This is a genomic window from Lachnospiraceae bacterium (genome assembly GCA_025758065.1).
Taxonomy (GTDB): Bacteria; Bacillota; Clostridia; order Lachnospirales; family Lachnospiraceae; genus Enterocloster.
Genome location: CP107199.1, coordinates 3,399,217 through 3,425,539 on the forward strand (window position 1 = coordinate 3,399,217; position 26,323 = coordinate 3,425,539).

Below are 26,323 nucleotides of genomic sequence, written 5' to 3' on the forward strand. Positions count from 1 at the left end.
TCCTTTATCTTATTGTTTTATACCATTTTCCATGATAAGGGTCAAGTATTCCGTAACATTTCCTGAAAAAATACAATGTTTTCCCAGAATTTTTCTGTTCCTGGTTTTATGAAAAGATCCTGGGAGGACATTACGTTATCTCAGCCCCAGAAATGCCCCCATATTGCCTCTTTCATTTCCCACTTTTCGGTGAGAAAAAAGATATTCGTGGTTGCACATGGTACAGATATTGGTAGTATGGATATTTTCCGGCTTTACCCCGGCTTCCATGAAAATGATCTCATTGGCACGCCACAGGTCTAGCTGGTACTTGTCCGGACGTTTTCCCAGAGCAATGATCTCATTATGCCACTCCGGTTTGAAGCTTTCCATAAACGCCTCTGCCACTTCTTCTCCCACTTCAAAACAATCCTTACAGATACTTGGGCCAATACAGGTGATCAGATCTTTTGGATCTGTTCCAAAGGCTTTTTTCATGGCATTTATGGTACATTGTCCCATTCTGTTTACAGTGCCGCGCCAACCGGAGTGAGAAAGACCAATCGCTTTATGTTTCAGATCCAGAAAATATAGAGGTACACAATCAGCATAAAAGGTTGCCAGAGTAAGCCCCGCTACATTGGTGATCAGTCCGTCCACATCTGTGTAATCCCTTCCCCTTACTACTCCCTTTCCGGCATCTTCCTCTGTTACAAGCCGCACATTAGTAGTATGAGTCTGCTGGGATGCCACCATCCGGTCTCTGTCAACTCCTAATGCCGCTGCCATACGGGTGTAGTTTTCCAGCACATCAGCCGGATCATCTCCCTTGTTCCAGGCAAAATTCATAGTAGCGTATTTTTCCCTGCTTGCACCTCCTAAACGGGTAGAGAAACCGTTTAACACAAGTCCAGTCTCTTCCAGTACAGAAAAAGAAAGATAGGGAACTCCATTTTTTTCTCTGTTCATAAATATCTTATTTTCATTTTTATAGTTCCATGGGATCATCTGTCTGCCTCTTTTCTATGTAAATGTGTTCCTGGGATCTAAAAAGCATTTCGTATCAGCTGTATGCTGTCACCGGTTATGCCCACCACATCAAAACGGCAGGGCGTATTTTCCGGATAACCGTACCGGCACAGGTAAAACAGGGCTGTACGCCGTATTTTCTCCTGCTTGCGAAAATCCACTGCCTCAAAAGGCGAACCGCAGGATACATCTGACCGGTATTTCACCTCTGTAAATACCAGTTCTTTTCCTTCCCTGCACACCAGGTCGATCTCTCCCTGTCTGCAGCGGAAATTTTTCTCCAAAATGCGAAAGCCCTGCTTTTGCAAAAAAGCAGCCGCTGCTTCTTCGTAACGGCTGCCAATTTCTCTTTTATTCATCAAATCCTATATATTCCCCTATACCTCAACAAAATGACCAATAAAGCTTCTTCTGTGGATAGGACATGGCCCAAGCTCCTTCAACGCTTCAATATGCGCCTTTGTGCCATACCCTTTATGCTTCCCAAAGCCATATCCGGGATAGATCTCATCATATTCCGCCATCATATGATCCCTGGTGACTTTTGCCAGAATGCTGGCTGCTGCAATAGATACACTTTTAGCATCGCCTTTTACAATAGGGATCTGGGGGATCTCAACCCCTGGAATCGTCACTGCATCATTTAATAAAAGTCCAGGCTCCACTCCAAGACCTTTTATTGCCTCTCTCATAGCCTCGTAAGTAGCCTGCAGGATATTGATCTCATCGATCCGCTGTGGTGTAGCAATACCTACACTCCAGGCAAGTGCTTTTTCCTTAATTTCTAAAAACAGTTCTTCCCTGCGCTTTTCAGAAAGCTTTTTGGAATCATTCAAATATAAGATCCGGCAGTCTTTTGGAAGGATAACAGCACCTGCTGCCACCGGGCCTGCTAAAGGTCCTCTTCCAGCCTCGTCAATGCCGCATATCAGTTCATACCGGGCATTCTCTTTTTCGTAGGCTTTCATCTCTTCTAAACGGAGCAGTTCTTTTTCCAGTTTTTCACCTTTTAACTCTCTGGCCATTTATTTCACCTTGATCCTGTCTTTGTAATCCTGTGCTTTTTCCAGACTGATATGGCCTAACTTACCAGCGCGGAAATCGTCTAAAAGCAGTGCTGACGCTCTTGCAAAATCTAATTCTCCGCCTTTCATTAAGCAGGCACGGCTTCTTGCGATCTCTTCTAATACTTTTACACGGTCTTCTTCTACATTTTCAATACCAAAGCGTTCTTTTATCACCTGTGGGTAATCTTTTTCTAAAAGACTGATCAGTTCACAGGCCAGCTCGTCTTTGTTTAAGATCTGGTCATTAATGGAACCAATGAGTGCCAGATGCAGACCTACCTGCTGGTCCTCAAAACGAGGCCATAAAATACCAGGTGTATCTAAAAGCTCTAAGGTCTTATTTAAACGGATCCACTGGTTGCCCTTTGTAACACCAGGCTTGTTTCCTGTTTTTGCACAGGCCTTACCTGCAAAGGAATTAATGAAGGTAGATTTTCCTACGTTCGGAATGCCCACTACCATAGTACGGATGGGGCGGTTTAAAATACCTCTACGGCGGTCTCTTTCAATTTTCTCCTTACATGCTTCCTGCTGTGCAGTCTGTACCTGTTTTAAGGTTCCTTTGTTGCGGGCATCGATCTTTACTACATGGATGCCCATGTCCTCAAACATCTGGGCCCACTTGCGGGTTTCTGTCTCATCTGCCAGATCCGCCTTGTTTAACAGGACCATTCTTGCCTTTCCTGCAGCAAGCTTGTCAATATCCGGGTTACGGCTGGAAAAAGGAACTCTGGCGTCTACCAGCTCGATCACTAAGTCGATCAGCTTGATATCTTCCTGCATTGCCCTTCTTGCCTTGGTCATATGACCTGGATACCACTGTATATTCATATATTCTAACTCCTTTTACGATACAAAGCCAAGGTTCAGCAGCGGAAGCATGCGGAACCACGCCTTGCCCAGTATCTGTTCTCTTTTTACATTTCCAATATTTGGGAAACGGCTGTCTTCACTGCTTCCCCTGTTGTCACCTAACAGAAAATATTCTTTTTCCCCCAGACGCACCGGATCAGCTGCTCTTCCTGCTAAAGACACTTCCCCCATTTTATCCTCTTTTAAAGGTTCTCCGTTAATATATACGCGGTTATCACGGATCTGAACAGTCTCTCCCGGAAGCCCAATGATACGTTTTACATTTTTCTTTCCGTCTTCACGCTCAAATACCACCACATCGAAGCGGTCCGGAGTGCCTGTTACATAGATAATACGGTTCATAAGGACCACATCCTGGGCGCTTAACTGTGGCTGCATGGAATTGCCGGATATAAGAACCTGCTCACCAAATCCATACACTAAAAACCAGCCGCAGGCAATGGCTACTACAATATTTACTACCCATCTTACAGCCTTTCGCAGCCAGGCTGTATCATCATTTATATAGAAATCCACTGTTACCCCCGAAAAAACAAACCTGTCTGCAACCTGTCTTTTATGAGCTAAAAAGGGGCAATTTTCATTGCCCCTTTTTAATCGTTTAAACTTAAATTATTTAACTAACTCTTTTACCTTAGCAGCCTTACCTACTCTGTCTCTTAAGTAGTTCAGTTTTGCTCTTCTTACTTTACCCTTACGAACAACTTCTACGTTGTCAACGCTTGGGGAATGTAATGGCCAGGTCTTCTCAACGCCGATACCATTGGAGTTCTTTCTTACTGTGAAAGTCTCTCTAGCTCCGCCGTTCTGTCTCTTAATAACAGTTCCTTCGAAGATCTGGATTCTTTCGCGGTTACCCTCTTTGATCTTGTTGTATACCTTTACAGTATCACCAACATTAAAGCTAGGTACGTTCTCTTTTAACTGTGCTGCTTCGATATTCTTAATAATTTCGTTCATGGTGTGAACCTCCTTCATCTATTGGATGTTCTTAATACTCTGTATCATAAATCACGTTCACAATACTTTAGTAGCAGAGGACCATCTATTCTTGTCACAACGAATTAATATTAGCATAATTTCCCGCTAAATGCAAGTACTTTTTCCATCTGTCTTTAAAATCTGGATACAGACCTTCTTAATACGGTTTCCATTGACTCTGTGGGCAGACAGACGGATGTTTCCAACAGTCACCAATTCTCCCTGAACCGGAATATGATCCAGCTTTTCTATCATAAGACCGCCAATGGAATCATAATCTTCTGAATACAGGGAAAGTCCCAGTCTGTCATTTACATCATCCAGGCTCATAGCACCGTCTACAAGATAAACCCCGTGGCCTAATTTTACAAAATCCTTTTCCTCGTCAGCATCATATTCATCACGGATGTCACCTACGATCTCTTCCAGGATGTCTTCTAATGTGATCAGGCCTGCTGTGGTTCCGTATTCATCTAAAACTACTGCAATATTATTGGAAGTTTTCCGCATTTCCAGCATCAGCTCTGAAACTTTTTTAGCTTCAAAGGTATACAGCGGCTTTCTTAAATGATCTTTAATAGAAAAGTTTTCTGCCTCATCTTCAAGCAAAAGATCTTTAATATTTACAATACCTACTACATTATCCTTGCTGTCCTGGTAGACCGGAAAACGTGTATACCGGGTCTTACGGAATTTTTCCATCAGCTCTTCGTAATTGGCATCTATATCAATAAAAGTCATGTTCACACGGGGAACCATAATATCCCCTGCAACAGAATCATCCAGATCGAACACATTATTGATCATATTTTTTTCATCTGTCTCGATGACACCTTTTTCATGCCCCACTGCCACAATAGTACGAAGTTCATCTTCTGTCATAACGTCAGTCTTTTTATTAGGATCTACATGAAGCAGGCGCAGAATACCGCCGGACATTTTATTTACTGTCCAGATCACAGGTGTGAGGATCATCATTAAAAGATAAATATTTTTTGCACTCTTCATGGCGATCTTATCCGCTTCAAGGGAAGCCATGGTCTTCGGTGTGATCTCCCCAAAGATCAGGATCAGGATCGTCAGGACACCAGTAGCAATCCCAACAGCAGCATTTCCAAAAATATCAGCTGCCAGTATAGTCATAATTGAAGAAGTGGAAAGGTTTACCACATTATTTCCAATAAGTATGGCACTTAGCATTTTACCCTTATTTTCATGAAGCTTCAGCACACAGGCTGCCGCCTTATTCCCGTCATCTGCAAGAGTACGCATACGGATCTTATTTACCATAGTCAGGGCAGTTTCTGCAGAAGAAAAATAGGCAGATAACGCCAGTAAAATAACAATAATAATTATACGCAGGGCAACCGTATTGCCTGTTGGATCCATTTTTTTCTATCTCCTTAAAATCTTATATCGCTTATATTTCCTGTTTTAACACTCCGAGAACCTTATAATAACCTTTCAGTTCCTGTAATGTGACACGTTTTTCATTAAGAAGCTTTTTTACTTTCTTCATCTGCTGGTAGTATTCCCTGTCACTGCCCGGAGTCTCTTCGTTTTTCACTGCTTCTTTTACCAGCTGCTCTAATTCCTTTAACCGGCTCTCTCCCTGTTCCTTTAACAGGCAGTCTAAAAACTTCTGCTCTTTTAATGTAAGAGCTGCATCTTCCAACAGATCTGGCCGTCTTTCCAGTGTCCGGCGGATAGATTGTTCTCTGCGCCAGCTTTCAATATTTTTGTGGTGTCCGGAAAGAAGGACTTGTGGAACTGTTTTTCCCTCATAAACCTCCGGTCTGGTATACTGTGGATATTCCAGCAGATTATCATAGAAGGACTCTACCTCTGCAGAATCCCCATTTCCCAGTACCCCCGGTACCAGGCGGGAAATACAGTCGATCATGACCATAGAAGGAAGCTCGCCTCCTGTAAGGACAAAATCACCTGCTGACAGATATTCTGCATGGATCAGCTCTAAGGCTCTCTCATCAATACCTTCATAATGTCCGCATAAAAACACCAGATTTTCTTCTTTTGCCAGTTCCTGGGCAATAGACTGGTTAAACACACGTCCCTGGGGAGTCATGTATATCACCCTTGGGCGTTTTCCCAGCTTTTTACAAAGTGCCTCGTAAGCATCACACACAGGTGCCGGCTGGATCACCATTCCTGCACCGCCCCCATAAGGAGCATCGTCTACGTGTCTGTGCTTGTCAGTTGTATAATCCCGGATATCCACTGCCTCTACAGAAATGGCGCCGCTTTCAATAGCACGGCCGGTGATACTGGTTTTTAAACCATTTTCTACCATATCAGGAAATAATGTTAATATATGGAAATTCATAGATTCTCCTTCCAACGGTTCTTAAGCCTGGTCTGAAGGCGATATAAAGTGTTCATGGCATCAATAGGTGTCATGGTAGACAGCTCCAGGCCATCCAGTTCCTTAATGATATCATCATCTTTTACAGTGTCAAAGAAGGACATCTGCTGCATATCCACCTCATCCGGCTTTGGAACTGCCTTGTGCTGTACCACATTGGCGCTGACTGCCGCAATCTCTTTTGCCTTTGCTGTAATATCATTTTCCGTCAGTTCACCTGCGATCTCCTTCGCTCTGGCAATAACAGAATCCGGTACACCTGCCAGCTTAGCTACCTGGATACCATAGCTTTTATCAGCGCCGCCGCGGATGATCTTACGCAGGAACACAATATCGTCCCCCTGTTCCTTTACAGCGATACAGTAATTCTTTACTCCGGCAATGGTCCCCTCTAATTCTGTCAGCTCATGGTAATGGGTTGCAAATAAGGTTTTAGCACCTAACAGCTTTGTATTGCTGATATGCTCTACCACAGCCCACGCAATAGAAAGACCATCAAAGGTGCTGGTCCCGCGTCCGATCTCGTCTAAAACCAAAAGGCTGTTTCTGGTAGCATTTCGCAGGATATTAGCAACCTCAGTCATTTCAACCATAAAGGTACTCTGCCCGCTTGCTAGGTCATCGGAAGCACCTACTCTGGTAAAAATGCGGTCGCAGATACCGATATTTGCTTCCTGGGCCGGTACAAAACTGCCAAGCTGTGCCATAAGCACAATCAGGGCAGTCTGTCTCATGTAGGTAGACTTACCTGCCATGTTAGGACCGGTAATAATAGAAAGGCGGTTCTTTCCATTGTCTAAGAAAGTATCATTTGCCACAAACAGGTCATCCCGCATCATCTGCTCTACTACCGGATGACGGCCGTTTTTGATCTGGATCACACCTTTTTCATTAATAGAAGGCTTTACATAATTCCGCCTTGTTGCAACGGAAGATAAAGAGCAGAACACATCAATGCCTGCAATAGCTTTAGCAGTTTTCTGGATGCGCACTACCTGGGCTGCAATAGAATCACGGACCTGACAGAACAGATCATATTCCAAAGATACCAGTTTTTCCTCTGCTCCCATGATCACGTCTTCTAACTGCTTTAACTCATCTGTAGTAAAACGCTCTGCATTGGTCAGTGTCTGTTTTCTCACAAAATAATCAGGAACCATGTCTTTAAAAGAATTTGTGACCTCAAAGTAATAGCCAAACACTTTATTGAACTTGACCTTTAAATTTTTAATTCCCGTTTTCTCTTTTTCCCTGTTTTCCAGCTCACCAAGCCAGGTCTTTCCCTCTGTTTTTGCATGGCGCAGGCGGTCTGCCTCTTCGTTATAGCCTTCACGGATCATGCCGCCTTCACGAATGGTAATAGGCGGATCATCAACAATGGCTTTGCCGATAAGTTCATAAATATCTTCCAGAGGATCTAATTGTGTTTCTAATTCCTTTAAAAGATCTGCCCGAAACTCTCCTAACAGTTTTTTAATATAAGGAAGCATTTCCAGGGATGTCTTAAATGCCAGCAGATCTCTGGGATTGGCTGTTTTATAGCTGATACGGCCGATAAGACGTTCCAGATCATACACCGGATTTAAGTATTCACAGATCTCTTCTCTGGAAATATAATTCATATTCAGCTCTTCCACCGCATCCTGACGCCCCAGGATCTCCTGTTTATGGATCAACGGCTGCTCAATATAATTGCGGAGAAGTCTGGCCCCCATAGCCGTCTTGGTCTTATCCAGTACCCATAAAAGGGTTCCCCTTTTCTGTTTTTCACGCATAGTTTCTACCAGTTCCAGGTTTCTTCTGGTGGATGTATCGATAACCATATACTGACCGGTAGAATAAGGAGTAATTCCTGTAATATGCTCCAGAGTACTCTTCTGGGTCTCATACATATACTCCATAACAGCTCCTGCCGCAATAACACCTGTAGGATAATCGTCCAGGCCCAGGCCGCTTAAGGAACCTACTTTAAAATGTTCTTTTAAGACCTTTTTACAGGATTCGTCTGAAAAGAAATGACTGTCTAAAGCAGAGATCGCTACCTGATAGCGGTTCTTTAACTCCTCAAGGTCTACACCAGATACATAAAAAGCATTGTTGCAGATGATCTCAGATGGAGAAAATTTGTTGATCTCGTCAAATAATTCCCGGTCTGACTCCACCTCTGTTACCAGAAACTCACCGGTACTGATATCGGCTGTGGAAATACCATAACGGCTGTCCAGGTATACGATACCCATAAGATAGTTATTTTTGGTCTCATCCAAAGCCTGGGCGCTGGTAATGGTTCCCGGTGTTACCACACGGATCACCTCTCGTTTTACCAGTCCCTTTGCCAGCTTAGGATCTTCCATCTGCTCTGCAATAGCAACTTTATAGCCCTTTTGTACCAGACGGTAAAGATAAGAATCTACTGCATGAAAAGGTACGCCGCACATAGGCGCACGCTCTTTTAAGCCGCATTCTTTACCTGTCAGTGTGATCTCCAGTTCTTTAGATGCTTTCAGTGCGTCATCAAAGAACATTTCGTAAAAATCCCCCAGACGGTAAAATAATATACAGTCCGGGTACTCTTTTTTTGTCTCCATGTAATGCTGCATCATAGGAGACAGCTGTGAATAATCGATTTCCAATGGTGTTCCTCTCTTCTATGTGTATCTGCTGTTTCTGTCTGTTTTATCTGTCGTACTAGTTCAACCGTCCCATGTAATAAAAGCCCTTGCTTTCCTCTAAGTATACATCTACCAGCCTGCCAATGAGAGAGGCATCTCCAGGAAAATGTACAATGGTATTATTTGACATTCGTCCTGTTACCAGTTCTGGTGAATGGTCATTTACTTCCTCTACCAGAACAGTCTGGACTGTATGTACGTCTCTTCCGCAGACCTGGGCAGATATATCCTGGACTTCCTTTAACAGGCGGTCGAAACGGTTCTTTACCACGTCTTCCGGTACCTGGTTTTCCATAGCAGCTGCCGGTGTTCCGGTACGCTTGGAATAAATAAAGGTAAATGCGCTGTCAAAACGTACCTTTCTTACTACATCTAAGGTCTCTTCAAAATCTTCCTCTGTTTCTCCCGGGAAGCCCACAATAATATCGGTTGTCAGAGAGATATCCGGAATAGCTGTTTTGATCTTTTCAGCCAGTGCCAGATACTGCTCCTTTGTATACCGGCGGTTCATAGCTTTTAAGATACGGCTGCTGCCGGACTGTAACGGCAGATGGAGGTGGCGGCAGATTTTTTTTGACTTAGCCATTACCCCGATCAGTTCATCAGAAAGATCCTTTGGATGAGAAGTCATAAAACGGATGCGCTCCAGTCCTTCGATCTTTTCCACTTCTTCCAGAAGCTGGGCAAAATTTAATGGCTCATCCAGTCCTTTTCCATAGGAGTTTACATTCTGTCCTAAAAGCATTACTTCTACTACGCCGTCTTCTACCAGATTTTTGATCTCACCAATGATTTCGCCTGGTCTGCGGCTTCTTTCACGGCCACGCACATAGGGTACGATACAGTAGCTGCAGAAATTGTTGCAGCCAAACATGATATTTACACCTGATTTAAAGGAATACTTGCGTTCTACCGGCAGGTCTTCTACAATCTGGTCTGTATCTTTCCATACATCTACTACCATTTTATGCTTTGGCTTTTTGTCTTCCCGTCCCTGGGCTTCTAATTCCTCTAAACGTTCTTCCAGACAAAGGCTTACTAATTCTGCCAGCTTGAAAATATTATGGGTCCCAAAAATAAGATCAACAAAACGGTATGTCTTTTTGATCTTTTCTACTACTTCTTTTTCCTGCATCATACAGCCGCACAAAGCGATCATCATATGGGGATGCTTTTTCTTTCTGGCACCTAACTGCCCCAGTCTTCCATAAACACGCAGATTTGCATTTTCACGGACTGTACAGGTATTGTAAAGGACAAAATCCGCATCCTCTGTTTCTACTGCCTGATAGCCAATGGTCTCTAATATACCTAACAGCTTCTCAGAATCTCTGGCGTTCATCTGACATCCAAAGGTGTTGATACAGCAGGTAAGTGGTCTGCCAAGATTTTCTTCTAAAATATGTAGCTGCTCTTTTGCGTGAGCCATAAAGTACTGCTGACGCTGAGGCTCCTTTTCCGGTATTTCCGACATAAATGGGGTCTTGTTTTCCATGTAATTCTCCTTTATCTAAAACACGCAAGCAGGCCGGGCAGAAATATCACCCAGCCAGTTGTATTGAACTGTTTTTAATTTAATCAACTTTTCCTATCCTGTTAAATGGATAATAACAGAACAGCACTTTTGCCACGATCTTATTTTTGGCAACAAATTTATTATCCCAGAACCTTGCATCCAGGGAATTATTCCTGTTATCTCCCATCATAAAATAACAGCCTTCCGGCACTTCATATGGTCCATAAGAACCTTCCATTGGCTCCGGCAGATAAGGCTCATCTAAGGGTGTATCTGAGCCATTGATGTATACCTTTCCGTCTATTACCTCAACAGTTTCCCCCGGCAGACCGATGACTCTTTTTACATAGTATAGCTTCTCATTATCCGGATAACGGAAAATCACAATATCTCCTCTTTCCGGATCATCCTTTATATAAGACAACCTGGAACCGATCACACGGCTGTGGGACATAATGGTATTTTCCATGGAGCCGGTTGGAATGCGGCTGTTTGCAATAACAAAATTATTTAAAACAAAAGCGATCACCACCGCAGCAACAATGATCTGAAGCCAGCTTAAGATCTCTTTCCCAAGACTGGTCTCCTGTGGCTCTTCTTTCGGTTGTTTCAGGCTGCGGCCCTTCTTTTCTTCCTCTGACATGCTGATAGTTTCCTCTTCTTTCTTTTAATGTACTCCCAGGATCTTTTTATACCTGAAGCAAGACCCTGAGGGAACATTTACTATACCTAAATCTAACGGATCTGTCCATCACCATAGATAATATACTTGGTAGTGGTCAGTTCTTTTAAGCCCATAGGACCTCTGGCATGAAGCTTCTGTGTACTGATGCCGATCTCCGCTCCAAAACCAAATTCCTCTCCGTCTGTAAAACGGGTAGATGCATTTACATATACTGCAGCAGCATCTACTTCATCTAAGAACTTCTGGGCATTAAAATAATCAGATGTGATAATGGACTCAGAATGACCTGTATTGTACTTGTTAATATGTTCTATTGCTTCTTCTACCGAGTCTACAACCTTCAAGGATACGATATAATCCAGATATTCCGTACCCCAGTCTTCTTCTGCAGCAGGGGTGAATTCCGGCACCACTGCCATGGCTGCCTCGTCTGCCCTCACTTCTACATTTTTTTCTGACAGGCGCTTTTTAAGAAGCGGCAGGAACTGATCTGCTATCTTTCTGTGGACGACTAGGGACTCGCAGGCATTGCACACACCGATCCGCTGGGTCTTTGCATTATAGATAATATCTAATGCCATATTAAAATCAGCAGTTTCATCTACAAAGATATGGCAGTTTCCTGTTCCTGTCTCGATCACCGGAACAGTACTGTTTTCCACTACAGAACGGATGAGACCGGCACCTCCTCTTGGAATAAGCACATCCACATATCGGTTTAAACGCATCAGCTCTTTTGTGGTCTCTCTGCTGGTATCTTCGATCAGCTGCAGGGCATCTTCCGGAAGTCCTGCTCTTGTAAGACCTGTGCGAAGCCATTTTGTGATTGCTTTATTGGATTCAATGGCATCGCTGCCTCCTTTTAAGATCACTGCATTTCCTGATTTAAAGCAGAGGCCAAAAGCATCCGCTGTTACATTAGGGCGGGCCTCATAGATCATAGCAATGACTCCTAAAGGAACCCTTTTCTGGCCGATCTTTAAGCCATTTGGACGCAGCTTCATGGAGATCACCTCTCCTACCGGATCATCTAAGGCAGCTACTTTTAAAAGGCCATCTGCCATGGACTGGATCCGGCCCGGATTTAAAGCAAGGCGGTCTAACAGGCCCTTGCTCATGCCGCAGTTTTCTGCTTTTTCATAATCTGCCTGATTTGCAGCCAGGATTTCTTCCTCTCCCTCTAAAAGGGCTCTTGCAGCTTCTTCCAATCCTATATTTTTTTCTCTTGAACCTAAGTTATTTAATGTTCTGGAAACAGCTTTTGCTCGGCTTCCGATTTCTTCCAGTGTCATAACCATCTCTCCTTCTGGCTATATCTATACCTCTTTAATACCACCGTATTTCTTTCCCAGGTCTGTAATAGAGCCGTCCTTCTCTTTAATAGAAATATTATTTAAGTTGCTTCTTAAATTAGAACGGATAGCAGCCAGGTATTCTTTTCTTAAAGCTGCCTGCTCGGTTTTTTCCTCATCTGTAAGACCTACAGACTGGGATTTATGATAAAGTTCGTTGATCCTGTCGATTTTTGATGAATCCATACTATCACTCCTCGTATAATATCTTAATATTCATTATTCAGATAATGCATCAGATCAAAGTCCAGATTGGGATGGGCTAAAAACAAAGTCCCCTTTTCTTTTCCGCTCATAATGTCCATGATCACATCTATCTGATCACCGTTGGCGATCACCATATCAGCACCACTGTCTGTGGCAATACGGGCAGCTGCCAGCTTTGCTGACATTCCACCGGTCCCCACACTGCTTCCAGAAGTTTCTTTTCCCATATTCAGATATTTCTGGCTGATCTCAGGCACCAGACTGATAAATCTGGCATCTGGGTTGCTCCTTGGATCATCCGTATAAAGGCCGTCAATATCAGAAAGCAGGATCAGAAGATCTGCCCCGATAAGAGCTGCAACAATAGCAGAAAGGCGATCATTATCACCGAAGCTGTCTACATACGGGATCTCAGAAGTAGATACTGTATCATTTTCATTTACAATAGGGATCGCACCTAAACGCAGCAATTCATCAAAGGTGTTCTGTGCATTGTAACGGGAACTGTCATTGACCATGGTATCCTTGGTCAGAAGGACCTGGGCTGCTGTCTGGTTGTACTCGCTGCAAAGCTTCTGGTAGACCATCATCAGTCTTGCCTGTCCTACTGCTGCAAACGCCTGTTTTTCAGCTAAACTGTCAGGTCTTTTATGATGTCCGAAAGCCTGTCTGCCTGCTGCGATAGCACCGGAAGAAACAAGGACTACTTCTTTCCCTTCTCCCCTGAGATCGCTGAGCACACGGATCAGCTTCTCGATCTTCGTCAGGTTCAGCTCTCCTGTTTCAGGATGTGTCAGGGAAGAAGAACCGATCTTTATTATAATTCTCTTTTTATCTTTTAAACTGTTACGTTTTGTAGCTTCCATGAGTATCTTTTGCCAGCTCCCTTCTTAGTGAAGTTCACGTCCTGCCTGTCTGATCTGGCGCAGGACTGGACTTTTCCACTATCTTACACCAAATTCATTACTCCGTCAATTTGTATCTTCTTATAAGCTCTTCTGCCACTTTTAAACCATCCATGGCTGCAGAGGTGATGCCTCCTGCATATCCGGCGCCTTCACCACAAGGATATAAGCCCTTTACAGAGCTTTCTAAAGTTTCTCCTCTGGGGATACGTACCGGGGAAGATGTGCGGCTTTCCACACCTGCTAAAATAGCATCTGGACGGTCAAACCCTTTGATTTTTCTCCCAAAAGCCTCCATTCCTTCTACAAAAGCTTCCGAAAGCTCATCTGGGAGGATTTTTCTCAAGTTTGCAAACTGATATTCCCCACAAAATGCCGGCTGTACTTCGCCAAGCTTTTCCGTGATCTTTCCGTTTTTAAAATCCCCATAGAGCTGGACTGGTATTTTCCCTTTTCCTGCCTCATAGGCTTTTTCCTCAAGTTCTCTCTGGAAATGAATACCTGACAGCGGATGGACTCCTTCTCCTCTTTTTGTTTCACAGGAAAAATCCTCAGGGTTTACAGTAACTATCAATGCACTGTTGGCATTTTCTCCTGCTCTGTCATGATAACTCATTCCATTTACAGCCAGACGGTTCTTTTCAGAAGAAGCATTGACCACATAGCCGCCAGGACACATGCAGAAGGAATACACGCCTCTTCCACAGGAAGTCTGAGCTGTCAGTTTATAGCTTGCAGGGCCTAACTCTTTACATTCCGTCATCCCATACTGGCTTTCATTGATCATAGTCTGTGGATGCTGGATACGGAAACCTACAGCAAAAGGTTTTGCTTCCATGGAAACCTGCTTTTCATAAAGAATTTCAAAAGTATCTCTGGCACTGTGACCGATAGCTGCAACTGCCGCCTGTACCGGAATGCGTTCTGTACCATTTACAATAACTGCTGCCAGTTTTCCTTCTGTTATTTCAAAATCTGTCACCTGGCTTAAGAAGCGAACCTGACCGCCCAGATTTTCAATCTCTTGGCGGATAGATTTTACAATATGGCTTAACACATCTGTCCCAATATGGGGTTTGTTTGCATAGCAGATAGACGGATCTGCACCAAACTCTGTAAGAATGCGCAGCACTTCCCTGTTCCTGCCAAAGGTATCTTTTACAAGGGTATTCAGCTTTCCGTCTGAAAACGTACCTGCGCCACCTTCTCCAAACTGCACATTGGATGAAGGATTTAATTCTCCTGTTTTCCAGAATTTCGCTACCCGCTCTGTTCTGGTATCTACATCTTCTCCCCGTTCTAAAAGTATAGGACGGTATCCTTTTCTCGCAAGAGCAAGGCCACAGAACAATCCCGCAGGGCCCATTCCAATGACCACCGGTGGATATTTTAAAGGCGTATTTCCACATTCAGGAAGGACATATGGTTTTTCTTCGTGAACTGTGATATTCCTGTCTTTTCTCTTCTTTACAAGACGTTCCTCTTCTTTTTTTCCGCCATTTTTTAATGCAATATCCACGATATAGCTGTAATGGATCTCCGGCTTTTTTCTTGCATCTACAGACTGTTTTACCAGCTTAGTTTCTTTTATCAGCTCCGGCTGGATATGAAGCTCTTTCGCAGCCTTTAAAAGCAGGTCATTTTCGGCATGTCCTAAAGGCATTTTCAGCTGACTGATACGTATCATGTTCTTGCAGTCCTCCTGGTTTTCTGTGTATATTTCTTTTCTGGGTACTTTTTAACAGTTTTCTTTTCCATCTGTTTCGTGTTTACGTTCCTGTTTTTTTCTATATTCTTTTTTTCTATGTTCTTTTTTTCTACGCTTTTCTTCTCTATGTTTTTCTTCTCTACACTCTTTTTCCCAGTGTTCCTCTTTTCCGGATTTCTTTGCCCCAGCTGTTTTTTTTCCCACTTTTCCGGTTCTGTTTGCATTTCCTGCTTTCCGGCACTGCCCGCTGCACATCTTCCTGCGATCAAACCACTGGACCAGGCAAATTGAAGATTATAACCGCCGCAGATCCCATCTACATCCAGGATCTCACCAGCCATATACAATCCAGGACAAAGCCGGGACTCCATTGTAGTCTCATCTATTTCATTGGCATCCACACCACCGCAGCACACCTGGGCATTGGCAAAGGGATTAACAGACATGACAACTGCTTCATATTCTTTTAATTCTTTACAGATTTTTTCCAGTTGTTTTCCAGTTAATGAACCACAGGAAATATTCCCATCGATTCCCGCCAGTTTCAAAAGAACCTGGGCAAGTTTACGGTTCAGCATTCCGGTAAATAGTTCCGCTGCCGGCTTATAAGCCAGCAAAAGCGCTCTCTTCTTTAAAAGGCGGAAGCTTTCACTGTTATCCCAGCCTGGCATAAAGTCCACATAAACTCTTACTTTTTTCTTTTCATCTAACGCTCTTGCTGCATACCGGCTCACCTGAAAGACCGGAATGCCGGAAAGACCATAATCGGTGATCTGAAGCTCTCCTTTATCCTTTGCCAAAGTAATGCCATCTGCCTGTAAGCTTACTTCTGCCTCTGTGCGGATACCTGCCATCTGTTTGTACATATTTCCCTGACAGCGCAGCTGCACCAGGGCCGGAAGAGGTTTGATTATGGAATGTCCCAGCTGGCGGGCATATTCATAGCCACTGCCATCTGAACCAGTGGAAGGTGCTGCCTTTGAACCTGCTGCCAGGATCAGGGCATCTGTCTCCACCGTCCCCTGATCTGTATGTATAAAAAATCCTCCATTTTTCTTCTCGATTTTTTCTATATGACAGGAAAGGAGAATGCGGATCTTCAACCGCTCTATCTCTTCTCTGAGTACATCTAAAACAGAAGCAGCCTGATCGGAGTTAGGATAAATATAACCATTCCTGTCTTTTGGAACGATCCCCAGTTCCATAAAAAATTCCAGGGTCTCATTAACATTAACTTTCCTTATTACCTGCATAGGAAAATCCTTCCTGCCGCAGCGGTAGCAGTCTTCCTCCATTTTATAATTGGTAAGATTACATCTGCCGTTGCCTGTAGAAAGGATTTTTTTTCCCACCCGGTCCATATGTTCTATGACAGTTACTTCCGCTCCGTTCCTGGCTGCGCCAATGGCAGCCACCAGCCCCGAAGCACCTCCACCGATAATTCCTACTCTTTTCTTCATATTACTTAAACTCCTGTTTTAGCTTGTATACGACTCCAGATAATGGTATACGTCCATCATATCAGAAAACCAGATTCCCTCCATCAGGCGGACTCTCTCACTTTCCGGAAAATCTGTGACCGGAATATGGGTGTACAGACAGACGGTACTTTTATCACTGCAGAATACAAGAAGAAAGCCGGCCTCGGAAACCAGAAAATACTGTGACCTTGCGGTGATAATGCTTTCCTGGTTTGCGGCTGCCCTTCCTTCCATTTCATTTACACTTTCCGTTTCTATTACTGTATTTGGCACTGGTGCTTCCTCCCGCATCTGGTATCTGGCCGCCCCATAGATAATGAGAACAGACACCACTGCTGAAATACCAAATAAGCCCAGAGCAAATAAAAAATGTTTCATAGATACTGCCTCCTGTATCAGGCCTTATATTTCCTTTTGGCCTTTTCAAAGGTAGTATCTGCCAGAATGTCCTATTTTAAACCTGTCCTGGCACTGTTTATATATATAAATATAATGAGTACGAAACCATTTCTTAAATAAACGGATTACGAATATTTTACAACTCTGGTATCGTCACATCAGTCTTACTTTCTTTAAAATGCGGATCAGCCTGGTTCCCATAGGCATATCCCGCAGTTCTTCTTCATCAATTGCCTTTAGCCCTATTAAAAGCACTGCATACACAGCCGCTGCCACTGCCACTGTCGGAAATACCACAATAGCTCTTCCAGAACGCCCTCTTAAAAGAGCTGCCGGAAGGATAAAGACAAGGATTTTGTACACTCCCCATGCTACGGCTCCCATAACACAGGCACTGATAGCAGGAAGTACAAAGGTCTTTTTATACTCCTGACTGTATCTTGCATATCTTGCGATCGTTCTGGCATTTAAAATGCACATTACAAAGGCGAATACAATATTGGCAAATACAACTCCATAAATACCCATATGGAATATCATAAGAAATACCCATAATACCGCCACATGGATCACCAGAGAAACAGCCGCATGGCGGACCGGCACTTCCATATGGTTCAGCCCCTGAAGCACTGCATTGGTCACTGTAGACAGTGAGAAAAATACAACTGCAAGGGAACCTGCCATAGTCAGTCTGATCAAAAGGCTGTTGTCTTCGCTGATAAACAGCAGATTGCACACCGGATCAGCCAGGACTGCGATCCCCACTGCTGCCGGGATAGAGATCAGCATAGAGAAACGTACAGCTGCCGCGATCCTTTTTAAAGTCTGCTTTCTGTCTCCTGCTGATACCGCTCTTGTAAGAGACGGGATCAAAGAAGATGAAAGTGCATTGGAAACAGCTACAGGAATGTTAAATAACAGCTGATACTGTCCCAACGCGCCCCAGAATACAGCAATCTCTTCGCCGCTATACCCCAGCTTGTCCATTCCCTGTCCAAACAAGAAGTTATCCACTACATTAGAGCAGTTATATATACCGCTGCTGACCACGATCGGAAGGACTGTAATAGTCAGTGCATAGATCAGTTTTCCATATCGCGTCCGCTTTCTTCTTGCTATTTTTGCAGCTTCCGGTGACAGATCCTCAACTGCAATGCGCTGTTTTAAAACAGAACGTCCGCTTTTAGCTGTCAGGAAGATAAAAAAGATAAACGCAGCCAGTGCACCGGCACCTGTACCAATGGTACCACCTGCCGCACCTAAGGCATAGGAATAATTCTTTGCCCCCTGTGCCGCATTCATCCCTTCACCTACGCCAAACAAAATACCTGCTGCCACCACACTGACAATGGCATTTATGACCTGCTCTAAAATCTGAGAGATTGCTGTAGGTATCATGGTTCCTGTACCCTGAAAATATCCCCTTAAAACTCCCAGATATGCCATGATCCAAATAGTAGGCGCCAGCGTTTTTAAAGCATAACTGGAATATGGTGTTTTGATCAATCCTGCAAAAAAATCAGAACCAAACCACAGCACAATCGCTGCCAGTCCACCGGTAACAGTTGCATAGAGAAGACCTGTCTTTAAAATACGGCGGCAATTCTCATATTCTCCTTTTGCAAGTCTTGCAGATATCATCTTTGAAATAGCCACTGGCATACTGTAGGAGGAAAGGATCAGCAAAATGTTGTATACATTATACGCAGATGTATAATATCCATTCCCCTGTTTCCCGATAATGTCATTTAAAGGCATACGGTAAAGCATACCGATAATACGCACCAGGATGCCGGCCATTGCCAGAATACTGCCCTGTATTACAAAATTTGCTGCCTTATTTTTCTTTTTTCCCTGTACTGCTTTCATTTATCTTCTACTGTGCTCCACGTTTTTAATTAATTTCAGTCTGCCCAAAGTCTTTGGTCGGAATGATGCACACCCATGTTTTTCCCTGATTTAATACAATTTCATTGTGCTCCTGGTCATAATAATGGGTCACACCAAACTCCCCGTCTTTTTCCCAGCTGATGGGGATTGCTTTCCCATCAGTGAGATAATACCCGTATTCACCGGTATGTACATTGATATTCAGATACTGGGTAGTGGCATAAAAACCGCTCTGGCAATACTGGAAGATCACATTTTTCACCGCAACAGGACCTTCACTTCCCTGATGTACGTCTCCATACTGGTATCTGTGATATAAACCATCACTGCTTTCATATACAAATTCCGGTTTGTTCATAATGTAACCTGGTTTTGCATGAACAGCATCCATAACTCCCGGCTTTCCCTCTAAAGAAATTTCTACGCCATCTCTGGCAAAAAGATAATGTCCCTTATATGAATCATCATACTCCGTGGTATAGCCCAGTGTATTAATGGATTTTTTCAAACGGTCTCCACTTGTATAGGCATTATGCGGGGAACGTTTATCCTTGCTCCTGTAATAAGCAGTTCCTCCTATGGCATCCAGGCCATTGATATTGTCTACATTCTTAAGATAGGGCTTTGCAAAGGTGCTTTGGCCATAATGGGCATAGATTGCATCAAATTCTCTTGCAAAATAAGTATAATACGTACGGCAGCTTCTCACAGAGCCAATACGGTCCAGATCATCATAATCCTCGATCACTGCCATGTACCGGTTCATGTTTGCTTCCACCGGTGCCTCATAAACTACACCTGCCCGGTTAATACCATACTGGGGTCTTGCCTCTTTGTCATTACTCATCATAATGGCGATGGGACGACGGTCCGCCTGTTCTGCCGGCACCATCTGTCCTGTGAGAAAACTGCGGATCATTCCATCTTTTTCTTCTCTTTCTTCTGGAAGGATATATTCAGGTAATTCTTTCGCATCTTCCTTTTTTTCCTCATCCGACTGGATCAGGATCTTGGGAGCAGAAGCAGCTGCCTGGGTGGTTGTTTCCTGTATTGTTGGAACCTGGGTCTGGACAGCTTCTTCTGACGCCTTTTTTCCGCATCCTGCGCACAATGCTGCTATGCACAACAAACTGCCCAACATAATCTTCCTGCATACTATTTTTTTACTTCTGCTCCCTTTTCTCATCTGGTGTACCCCCTTGTGTCCAGTATCTGTCTCTGACGGTCTTCCATAACCAGCCGCTCTTCATCTACCATATGGTCATATCCACATAAATGAAGCATACTGTGAGCTACTAAAAATGCTAATTCCCTTGTCTGGGAATGACCGTACTTTTCAGCCTGTTCCTCTACCTTATCTACAGAGATCACAATGTCCCCCAACATCAGTTCTCCTGTTTCCGGGTTAAAATAATCTTCCACTGCATCTTCCACATGGTCGAAATCAGAAGGTTTCTCATAATCTACCATTGGGAAGGACAGGACATCCGTAGGTGCATCGATCTGGCGGTGTTCTTTATTGATGGCCTGAATAGCATCATTGTCCGTCAGGATCACATTCACCTCTGCCTCATAAGGGCATTTTTCAAAATCAAGGGATGCCTCTACGATCTCCTTTATGATCTTCTCATAGGGAAGATCCAGTTTTTTCTCTGCTTCATACTCAATAGAAACTGTCATTACCGATTATTCCCCTTTCGTGTATTTTTCACTGCCGGAGCTTTTCTTTCCCCTCTGACGGTCTTTGACGCTGCTTTTTTCTCATAATCATCGTATGCCTTGACGATCTTCTGCACCAGAGGATGACGGACCACGTCAGAACTGGTCAGATAGCAGAAGCCAATATCATCAATGTTTTTAAGAACCTTTAAGGCTGTATCAAGACCTGAGGTGGCACCGGAAGGAAGGTCCTTCTGGGTCTGGTCTCCGGTGATGATCACCTTGGAGCCAAAACCGATCCTTGTTAAGAACATCTTCATCTGGGCTGGTGTGGTATTCTGTGCCTCGTCCAGAATAATATACGCATTATCCAGAGTACGTCCTCGCATATATGCAAGGGGTGCTACTTCAATAAGACCCTTTTCTGAATTATGCTGATAGCTTTCTGCCCCCATGATCTGATATAAAGCATCATATAATGGCCGCAGATAAGGGTCGATCTTGCTTTGTAGATCACCAGGGAGGAAGCCTAACTTCTCCCCTGCTTCTATAGCCGGTCTTGTAAGGATGATCCGCCCTACTTCCCCGTTTTTAAATGCCTGAATGGCCATAGCCATAGCAAGATAAGTCTTACCTGTACCAGCCGGGCCAATACCAAATACGATCATCTTCTTGCGGATCGAGTCCACGTAATGTTTCTGGCCTAAGGTCTTTGGCTTCACCGGTTTTCCCATAATAGTACGGCAGATAATGTCCTTGTCTATTTCTAAGATCTGATCATCATTTTCCGTAAAGGAAAGGGACAATGCATAGTCCACATTTTGTTCCGTAATGGTATTGCCCCGCATAGAAAGCTGTATCAGATTATTAAATACGCTTTTTGCCTGACCAATGGTTTTTTCCGGGCCGATCAGCTTGATCTCGCCGTCTCTGGCGATCATAGTCACATGAAGAGTCCGTTCTATTTTCTTTAAATATGCATCAAACTGCCCGCAGACATTTCTTTCATGTTCTGCCGGGATGTCGATCATGGTTTCAATCACACTCATCCGTCTGTTTAATCTCCTTGGGTCTTTCCTGCAGCGCCTGTACCAGTACAGTTATTTACGAAACAATGTACTAGTGTGCTGCAGATATGCTGCTTTCAGAAACAGGTGCCCTGACCGCTGCCGGCTCTATAACCGTCAGCTTCCCGCTGATCCTGTAACCAGATATATTCTTTTCTATTTTATCATTATTTTCAAGAATTTGTACCCCTTTTTCCTTTAATTTTTCAACAAATTGGCGATTTGTTTCTGAAGCTGTCTGTTCCAGTTCTGCCTCTGTATAGCCTTTCTCATAAACCGTCATATATTCCCCTGTTATCTTTCCCACAAAAAGAGGCAGATAAAAGCTGGAAAACAGTCTGCACTGGATCATATCTACAGTATAATCCCAGTTTTCTTTATTTTCACTTTTCCCTGACCGGGGCATAAGAAATGAAAATGAAAAAGGACCTATGATCAGGCGCAGACCGTACCGTTTCTTTCCTGCAGGATAACGTACTTTCCGTATCAATGGCATTTCTTTTACATATGTTTTCCCTGTTTCTGCCAGAATCTCCCCCTGGGACTGTACATAAAAAACAGATACCTCTTTCTCATCATCACCGATCACAGGTACCCGGCCGCTGACAAGGATCTGTCCCGGCTCTATTTTTTCTCCTTTCTTCACCTTAGGTACTCCCTGGCGCACCATAATATAAGTAATGGTTCCTGACACATTTGATACCAGGTCGCAAGCCTCTTCTTCCACAGCTGTTTTATCCTGTATGATCTTATTTTCCTTGATCTGGATCACCAGTCTTGTTCCTGATACTCTGGCAGATACCCAGGTGATCTGCGGAAAAGCTTCCCTCATTCCAGCTTCTAACGCTTCACAATCCACATTTTTCTTTTTCATGCCATATTTAATATTCTGCATATCCAGATAACGTACCAGTGTATCTGCAGAATAATGATAATTTCCCTGAAAATGGATATCCCATAAAAAAAGAGACATGATATACAAAAGAAGAAAAAAACTGAAAAATCCCGCAGCTGCATACCACCGTTTTTGATTCCTGCGAAGAAAAAAAGGCAGTCCCCTTCGCTCACAGATGCGCAGTCTGACACCAGCTCCCCTGACACAGTCTTTCAGACGGAACACATCTTTTAGAAAAAGACAACACTGGTATTGCCCTTTATCCAGGCACACCAGTTCCCATATGAATACCCCGTTTATCCTGCACCTTTCCAGAAAATATTCCGGACTGATGCTTTTTATATGTATTCTTACATAGCCCTTAAACAAGCGAAACAGCCACCAGAGCATCCTTACACCGCCTTTTTTAACAACATAAAAATTCCACTGACTGTATTTGTCCTGTTATTTTCAGGACATCCTGTGTATAAGTCTCTATTTCCAGATGCAGTCCCTTAAACACCACCACACAATCTGCTGCTTTTATTTTTATATACAGATCTGTGTAAATAAGAAGGCTCCTGAAATTTTCCACTACTGTCTCATAAGGGCCTGTAAAATGAAGCAGGATATCTCCCATCATCACATCCCTTGGAAGACCAAGAGCTTCCACTACAGCCCTTTTTCTATCCTCTCTCATACCACTTCTCCCAGAGCCCTTTCTTTTCATCATTATATGACAGTACTGCCCACAGAATACATGTTCTTCCGGAATCTTTCTGCACCTATTTTTCGATCCAGGAATATCTTATAGGGAAAGTATTTCTCTGTGAGGTTTTTATGAATTCCAAGTTGAATCCTGCTTCTGAAACCATTTCCATGGTAAAAGCAGCTCAGACAAACGAAGAAGATATTCCGGTAGCCCCACTGCCAAATCCTGGAGAAGGCGGACCTGTATATGACGATTCCATGGATAACAACTCCGGTGGAAACGGTTCTTTTGGTGATGACCTTAGTTCCATTCCCGTCATTCCGCTGCCAAATCCTGGAGAAGGCGGGCCCGTATACAATGGACCTGATCACAACCGTCCATCTGGTAGTATGTGGCAGCCGGGGCATTCTCATGTTCCTGTATACCGTCCTGTTTTCCCGTCTAACGGCTCTATTACCATTTTTCCAGGCATCGGCTTTCCATGTTATAACTGCACCACTTCCTCCAGCCTGGGGCGGGTACGCATTTTAAATGCTTCCTCCGGTTATCCGCCATTTAATGTATCTTTAGGAAACTGGCGCATAGGAGAACAACTGGATAACGGTGATCTCACAAGCTACGTACAGGCTTCTTCCGGTTTCCAGACTGTTACTGTATCCGGTACTAACGGCTATATTTATATCCAGAAAATGATCACCATCCGTTCCGGTTCTGCATCAACAGTAGCTATCATCAATACCAGTACAGGACTTGATCTGTTAGAAATATCTGATCTTTCCTGTAATGGACCGTCCGGCACCACCTGCATCAGAGCCTGCAACCTTTCCCCGGACCTTGGACCTTTTGACGTAGCTTTAGAAAACCGGGGCAATTCCTACCGCACCTTCACTAATGTCCGTTTCCAGGAAGTGACCCCATTCTCCAGCTTTGCAGCAGGCTGGTATTCAATCTACGTATTCCGCACCAATGCGTTTAATAACAGCAATGCCATTGCTGCAGCTTCTGCCTCTCTTAAAGCAGGGAAATCTTACACCCTTTATATGTTTAACGATCCTTCCAATACTGGTGGACTGCGGACACTGATCTTATCAAATTAATAAAATGATGTAAGTGTCAAAAGTATAAATTGCGTTTGTGCTCGCACAAATAAGCAATTTATACTTATTGACACGCCGATTGTTTATTCATCTCCGGCTCAGTTCTGCAATGGCAGAAATGCCTGTGTCTTATCTTGCACCGTTCCAAAACCTTTTAAAAAATCAAGTTCCCCCTGCCATTCCAATGCTGCAGCTATGGTGATCCCATCTCCTGCCTGCTTGCCCACCAGTAATCTTCCCCCTTGTGCGCAAGCTGCCCGTTCACATACATTTCCTACCCCAATCTGTCTCTTTACAAAGGCAGATTCTTTAAAATCACCTGGAACCTGGTTTAACTGCTCTGGTGTATAAAAACGCTGCTCGCAATACGGTTCCATACAAAATACCTGTTTTAATCCTAATACTGCAGGTTCATCCTGTTTTACATCTACAGAAGCAATGGCTTTTACTGCCAGAGGATCGATCTTATGTACCTTTAAGAAAGCACAGACTTTTTCTTTCATATATTCCGGATCTGTTTCTCTGCGGCATCCTACGCCAAGAATTACCGCCTTTGGGACAAGACGCAGGCTATCTGACATAAGTTCAGTGTTTACCGTGATCTGGATATTTTTTTCCAGGTGTTTTCCTAATATAAAACCTTCCGGCAGTGTTTTTAAAGGCAGGTCACTGAAAACGCCAATGTGTTTTCCTTCCAACACTGCTGCCGATATGTTTTTCGCTTCTTTGCGGTCTGTGATCACCATATGATAAACTGACGCAAACAGATCCACTGCAAATTTTCCATTTACATCCGTTGCCGTAGTGATCACTGGTGTTGATCTCAGCCACTCTGCTATGCGCCTTGCCAGTCCGTTTGCTCCCCCTACATGTCCTGATAGCAAAGGGATCACAAACTGCGCTCCTTCATCCACTGAGACTACCGGCGGATCCGTCATTTTATCCCTTACCCAAGGAGCGATGGCCCGTACTGCAATGCCTGCTGCGCTGACAAAGATCATTCCCCGTTTTTCTGCAAACATCCGGCCTGTCCACTGGGAAAGTGGCTCTCCTCCCGGTTCTTTCATTCCTTCTTTTTTCCATTCTTCTCTTAAAAAACGTCCCGGAACTACTGCCTCGCATTCTCCTCCGGCTTCTCTTAACTTATGAAAAAGGCGTCTGCATACCCAGGCGCCCCGTTCTGTAAAACAGATCACTGCATATTTCATCCTGCTACCTGTACTTTCTAAAATCGGTCAGTTGATCTTTTGTATTCTAAAAACATTCGTAATCCTCTCATTTTTCTTCAAAAAATGGCTTCTTACTCATGTTTTTGGCGGATCCCAAGTTCAAAATCCTCCTGCAAGCAAGCCCTCGTCGGATTTCAGATCTTTTGGTCCTGGTGTCATCAGTATACTGGATTTTCAGCTTCCTTTCAATGCTTCCTCTTTTAATTGTCTCTTCCGTCCTGTGATCATACCGCCAATACGGCCACTTTCCTTGGAAGTAAGGCTTTTCCAGCCCTTTTGCAACACTTTCTCATCCAATCCCAGTTCCTGGGCAATCTCAAATTTCAACTGTTCGTCTGGTGTCATATTGTGAACGTCAAATTCTTTTTTCTTTTTTGATTTCCCCATAAATCTATGCTCCTTATATAATGATGTATTTTTCATCGGTCTGTTATAAGAAGTATGTCCTTTTAGGAAAGAAATAATTCAATAACATACAAAGCATGCAACTGGCAGTTTTTTCCAAATGTATAACAAAAAAGAGCAGTCCCACAGGGAACCACTCTTTCATCACGTCAT

The 26,323-nt window shown here is 43.7% G+C and carries 26 protein-coding genes; 1 reads left to right on the forward strand and 25 read right to left on the reverse strand.

Annotated elements, in window-relative coordinates:
• Nucleotides 1-135 precede the first annotated feature (135 nt).
• The 23 genes from pgeF to OGM16_15960 all read right to left on the reverse strand — a co-directional run bounded on the left by pgeF (nucleotide 136) and on the right by OGM16_15960 (nucleotide 23,427).
• The gene (gene pgeF, locus OGM16_15850) at nucleotides 136-987 is read right to left on the reverse strand and encodes a peptidoglycan editing factor PgeF (protein UYJ46249.1); all 852 of its coding nucleotides are present in this window, start codon (nucleotides 985-987) and stop codon (nucleotides 136-138) included.
• Nucleotides 988-1,025: 38 nt separating this feature from the next.
• On the reverse strand, nucleotides 1,026-1,367 hold the full coding sequence (locus tag OGM16_15855; GenBank protein UYJ48487.1) for a YraN family protein: 342 nt from the start codon (nucleotides 1,365-1,367) through the stop codon (nucleotides 1,026-1,028).
• A gap of 18 nt (nucleotides 1,368-1,385) precedes the next feature.
• The gene (locus OGM16_15860; protein ID UYJ46250.1) at nucleotides 1,386-2,033 is read right to left on the reverse strand and encodes a ribonuclease HII; all 648 of its coding nucleotides are present in this window, start codon (nucleotides 2,031-2,033) and stop codon (nucleotides 1,386-1,388) included.
• The gene (gene ylqF / locus OGM16_15865; GenBank protein ID UYJ46251.1) at nucleotides 2,034-2,906 is read right to left on the reverse strand and encodes a ribosome biogenesis GTPase YlqF; all 873 of its coding nucleotides are present in this window, start codon (nucleotides 2,904-2,906) and stop codon (nucleotides 2,034-2,036) included.
• A 15-nt stretch (nucleotides 2,907-2,921) separates the two neighbouring features.
• Nucleotides 2,922-3,464 (reverse strand): signal peptidase I, encoded by a 543-nt coding sequence (gene lepB, locus OGM16_15870; GenBank protein ID UYJ46252.1) that lies wholly within the window; start codon nucleotides 3,462-3,464, stop codon nucleotides 2,922-2,924.
• A 96-nt stretch (nucleotides 3,465-3,560) separates the two neighbouring features.
• The gene (gene rplS, locus OGM16_15875) at nucleotides 3,561-3,908 is read right to left on the reverse strand and encodes a 50S ribosomal protein L19 (GenBank protein ID UYJ46253.1); all 348 of its coding nucleotides are present in this window, start codon (nucleotides 3,906-3,908) and stop codon (nucleotides 3,561-3,563) included.
• 126 nt (nucleotides 3,909-4,034) lie between these two features.
• Complete coding sequence (locus tag OGM16_15880) at nucleotides 4,035-5,318, reverse strand: hemolysin family protein (protein UYJ46254.1); 1,284 nt, start codon at nucleotides 5,316-5,318, stop codon at nucleotides 4,035-4,037.
• Nucleotides 5,319-5,349: 31 nt separating this feature from the next.
• The gene (gene trmD / locus OGM16_15885; protein UYJ46255.1) at nucleotides 5,350-6,273 is read right to left on the reverse strand and encodes a tRNA (guanosine(37)-N1)-methyltransferase TrmD; all 924 of its coding nucleotides are present in this window, start codon (nucleotides 6,271-6,273) and stop codon (nucleotides 5,350-5,352) included.
• Nucleotides 6,270-8,915, reverse strand: coding sequence for a DNA mismatch repair protein MutS (gene mutS / locus OGM16_15890; GenBank protein UYJ48488.1), 2,646 nt, complete (start codon nucleotides 8,913-8,915; stop codon nucleotides 6,270-6,272). Before mutS ends, trmD begins: the two co-directional genes overlap by 4 nt.
• 85 nt (nucleotides 8,916-9,000) lie before the next feature.
• Nucleotides 9,001-10,479 (reverse strand): tRNA (N6-isopentenyl adenosine(37)-C2)-methylthiotransferase MiaB, encoded by a 1,479-nt coding sequence (gene miaB / locus OGM16_15895; GenBank protein UYJ46256.1) that lies wholly within the window; start codon nucleotides 10,477-10,479, stop codon nucleotides 9,001-9,003.
• A gap of 79 nt (nucleotides 10,480-10,558) precedes the next feature.
• The gene (gene lepB / locus OGM16_15900; protein UYJ46257.1) at nucleotides 10,559-11,143 is read right to left on the reverse strand and encodes a signal peptidase I; all 585 of its coding nucleotides are present in this window, start codon (nucleotides 11,141-11,143) and stop codon (nucleotides 10,559-10,561) included.
• Nucleotides 11,144-11,235: 92 nt separating this feature from the next.
• Nucleotides 11,236-12,477 carry a glutamate-5-semialdehyde dehydrogenase gene (locus tag OGM16_15905; protein ID UYJ46258.1) on the reverse strand — a complete coding sequence of 414 codons (1,242 nt, stop codon included), beginning with the start codon at nucleotides 12,475-12,477 and terminating at the stop codon, nucleotides 11,236-11,238.
• 24 nt (nucleotides 12,478-12,501) lie between these two features.
• The gene (locus tag OGM16_15910; protein UYJ46259.1) at nucleotides 12,502-12,723 is read right to left on the reverse strand and encodes a DUF896 domain-containing protein; all 222 of its coding nucleotides are present in this window, start codon (nucleotides 12,721-12,723) and stop codon (nucleotides 12,502-12,504) included.
• A gap of 23 nt (nucleotides 12,724-12,746) precedes the next feature.
• Nucleotides 12,747-13,610 carry a glutamate 5-kinase gene (gene proB / locus OGM16_15915; GenBank protein ID UYJ46260.1) on the reverse strand — a complete coding sequence of 288 codons (864 nt, stop codon included), beginning with the start codon at nucleotides 13,608-13,610 and terminating at the stop codon, nucleotides 12,747-12,749.
• Between the two features lie 97 nt (nucleotides 13,611-13,707).
• Nucleotides 13,708-15,336 carry an FAD-dependent oxidoreductase gene (locus OGM16_15920; GenBank protein UYJ46261.1) on the reverse strand — a complete coding sequence of 543 codons (1,629 nt, stop codon included), beginning with the start codon at nucleotides 15,334-15,336 and terminating at the stop codon, nucleotides 13,708-13,710.
• The gene (locus tag OGM16_15925; GenBank protein UYJ46262.1) at nucleotides 15,333-16,817 is read right to left on the reverse strand and encodes an aminoacetone oxidase family FAD-binding enzyme; all 1,485 of its coding nucleotides are present in this window, start codon (nucleotides 16,815-16,817) and stop codon (nucleotides 15,333-15,335) included. Before OGM16_15925 ends, OGM16_15920 begins: the two co-directional genes overlap by 4 nt.
• Before the next feature lie 18 nt (nucleotides 16,818-16,835).
• Nucleotides 16,836-17,216, reverse strand: coding sequence for a hypothetical protein (locus tag OGM16_15930; GenBank protein ID UYJ46263.1), 381 nt, complete (start codon nucleotides 17,214-17,216; stop codon nucleotides 16,836-16,838).
• Nucleotides 17,217-17,390: 174 nt separating this feature from the next.
• Complete coding sequence (locus OGM16_15935; GenBank protein ID UYJ46264.1) at nucleotides 17,391-19,106, reverse strand: polysaccharide biosynthesis protein; 1,716 nt, start codon at nucleotides 19,104-19,106, stop codon at nucleotides 17,391-17,393.
• A 25-nt stretch (nucleotides 19,107-19,131) separates the two neighbouring features.
• Complete coding sequence (locus tag OGM16_15940; GenBank protein ID UYJ46265.1) at nucleotides 19,132-20,268, reverse strand: DUF3048 domain-containing protein; 1,137 nt, start codon at nucleotides 20,266-20,268, stop codon at nucleotides 19,132-19,134.
• Nucleotides 20,269-20,309: 41 nt separating this feature from the next.
• Nucleotides 20,310-20,807, reverse strand: coding sequence for an rRNA maturation RNase YbeY (gene ybeY, locus OGM16_15945; GenBank protein ID UYJ46266.1), 498 nt, complete (start codon nucleotides 20,805-20,807; stop codon nucleotides 20,310-20,312).
• Complete coding sequence (locus OGM16_15950) at nucleotides 20,807-21,835, reverse strand: PhoH family protein (protein ID UYJ46267.1); 1,029 nt, start codon at nucleotides 21,833-21,835, stop codon at nucleotides 20,807-20,809. Before OGM16_15950 ends, ybeY begins: the two co-directional genes overlap by 1 nt.
• 70 nt (nucleotides 21,836-21,905) lie before the next feature.
• Nucleotides 21,906-23,138 (reverse strand): sporulation protein YqfD, encoded by a 1,233-nt coding sequence (locus OGM16_15955; GenBank protein UYJ46268.1) that lies wholly within the window; start codon nucleotides 23,136-23,138, stop codon nucleotides 21,906-21,908.
• Nucleotides 23,139-23,154: 16 nt separating this feature from the next.
• Entirely contained in the window at nucleotides 23,155-23,427 is a 273-nt protein-coding gene (locus OGM16_15960; GenBank protein ID UYJ46269.1) for a YabP/YqfC family sporulation protein, read from the reverse strand.
• Between the two features lie 140 nt (nucleotides 23,428-23,567).
• Here OGM16_15960 and OGM16_15965 point away from each other — a divergent pair, with 140 nt between their 5' ends.
• A complete protein-coding gene (locus tag OGM16_15965) occupies nucleotides 23,568-24,536 on the forward strand; it encodes a DUF4397 domain-containing protein (protein ID UYJ46270.1) in 969 nt (322 codons plus the stop codon).
• Nucleotides 24,537-24,634: 98 nt separating this feature from the next.
• On the opposite strand, the gene OGM16_15970 is transcribed toward OGM16_15965, so the two are convergent.
• Together OGM16_15970 and OGM16_15975 are read right to left on the reverse strand one after the other, a co-directional pair.
• Entirely contained in the window at nucleotides 24,635-25,732 is a 1,098-nt protein-coding gene (locus tag OGM16_15970; protein UYJ46271.1) for a cobalt-precorrin 5A hydrolase, read from the reverse strand.
• A gap of 207 nt (nucleotides 25,733-25,939) precedes the next feature.
• Nucleotides 25,940-26,152, reverse strand: a complete 213-nt coding sequence (locus OGM16_15975; protein UYJ46272.1) for an alpha/beta-type small acid-soluble spore protein — start codon at nucleotides 26,150-26,152, stop codon at nucleotides 25,940-25,942.
• Between the last annotated feature and the right edge of the window lie 171 nt (nucleotides 26,153-26,323).

What these genes read in the sequence shown, in the direction of transcription:
- OGM16_15935 (UYJ46264.1), bottom strand. Translation starts at nt 19,106, where the DNA reads ATGAAAGCAGTACAGGGAAAAAAGAAAAATAAGGCAGCAAATTTTGTA.
- OGM16_15910 (UYJ46259.1), bottom strand. Translation starts at nt 12,723, where the DNA reads ATGGATTCATCAAAAATCGACAGGATCAACGAACTTTATCATAAATCC.
- ylqF (UYJ46251.1), bottom strand. Translation starts at nt 2,906, where the DNA reads ATGAATATACAGTGGTATCCAGGTCATATGACCAAGGCAAGAAGGGCA.
- OGM16_15975 (UYJ46272.1), bottom strand. Translation starts at nt 26,152, where the DNA reads ATGGGGAAATCAAAAAAGAAAAAAGAATTTGACGTTCACAATATGACA.
- OGM16_15925 (UYJ46262.1), bottom strand. Translation starts at nt 16,817, where the DNA reads ATGAAGAAAAGAGTAGGAATTATCGGTGGAGGTGCTTCGGGGCTGGTG.
- OGM16_15880 (UYJ46254.1), bottom strand. Translation starts at nt 5,318, where the DNA reads ATGGATCCAACAGGCAATACGGTTGCCCTGCGTATAATTATTATTGTT.
- OGM16_15950 (UYJ46267.1), bottom strand. Translation starts at nt 21,835, where the DNA reads ATGAGTGTGATTGAAACCATGATCGACATCCCGGCAGAACATGAAAGA.
- pgeF (UYJ46249.1), bottom strand. Translation starts at nt 987, where the DNA reads ATGATCCCATGGAACTATAAAAATGAAAATAAGATATTTATGAACAGA.
- OGM16_15905 (UYJ46258.1), bottom strand. Translation starts at nt 12,477, where the DNA reads ATGACACTGGAAGAAATCGGAAGCCGAGCAAAAGCTGTTTCCAGAACA.
- ybeY (UYJ46266.1), bottom strand. Translation starts at nt 20,807, where the DNA reads ATGACAGTTTCTATTGAGTATGAAGCAGAGAAAAAACTGGATCTTCCC.
- rplS (UYJ46253.1), bottom strand. Translation starts at nt 3,908, where the DNA reads ATGAACGAAATTATTAAGAATATCGAAGCAGCACAGTTAAAAGAGAAC.
- OGM16_15955 (UYJ46268.1), bottom strand. Translation starts at nt 23,138, where the DNA reads ATGCTCTGGTGGCTGTTTCGCTTGTTTAAGGGCTATGTAAGAATACAT.
- proB (UYJ46260.1), bottom strand. Translation starts at nt 13,610, where the DNA reads ATGGAAGCTACAAAACGTAACAGTTTAAAAGATAAAAAGAGAATTATA.
- mutS (UYJ48488.1), bottom strand. Translation starts at nt 8,915, where the DNA reads ATGATGCAGCATTACATGGAGACAAAAAAAGAGTACCCGGACTGTATA.
- OGM16_15930 (UYJ46263.1), bottom strand. Translation starts at nt 17,216, where the DNA reads ATGAAACATTTTTTATTTGCTCTGGGCTTATTTGGTATTTCAGCAGTG.
- miaB (UYJ46256.1), bottom strand. Translation starts at nt 10,479, where the DNA reads ATGGAAAACAAGACCCCATTTATGTCGGAAATACCGGAAAAGGAGCCT.
- OGM16_15855 (UYJ48487.1), bottom strand. Translation starts at nt 1,367, where the DNA reads ATGAATAAAAGAGAAATTGGCAGCCGTTACGAAGAAGCAGCGGCTGCT.
- OGM16_15965 (UYJ46270.1), top strand. Translation starts at nt 23,568, where the DNA reads ATGAATTCCAAGTTGAATCCTGCTTCTGAAACCATTTCCATGGTAAAA.
- OGM16_15940 (UYJ46265.1), bottom strand. Translation starts at nt 20,268, where the DNA reads ATGTTGGGCAGTTTGTTGTGCATAGCAGCATTGTGCGCAGGATGCGGA.
- trmD (UYJ46255.1), bottom strand. Translation starts at nt 6,273, where the DNA reads ATGAATTTCCATATATTAACATTATTTCCTGATATGGTAGAAAATGGT.
- OGM16_15860 (UYJ46250.1), bottom strand. Translation starts at nt 2,033, where the DNA reads ATGGCCAGAGAGTTAAAAGGTGAAAAACTGGAAAAAGAACTGCTCCGT.
- lepB (UYJ46257.1), bottom strand. Translation starts at nt 11,143, where the DNA reads ATGTCAGAGGAAGAAAAGAAGGGCCGCAGCCTGAAACAACCGAAAGAA.
- OGM16_15920 (UYJ46261.1), bottom strand. Translation starts at nt 15,336, where the DNA reads ATGATACGTATCAGTCAGCTGAAAATGCCTTTAGGACATGCCGAAAAT.
- OGM16_15960 (UYJ46269.1), bottom strand. Translation starts at nt 23,427, where the DNA reads ATGAGAGAGGATAGAAAAAGGGCTGTAGTGGAAGCTCTTGGTCTTCCA.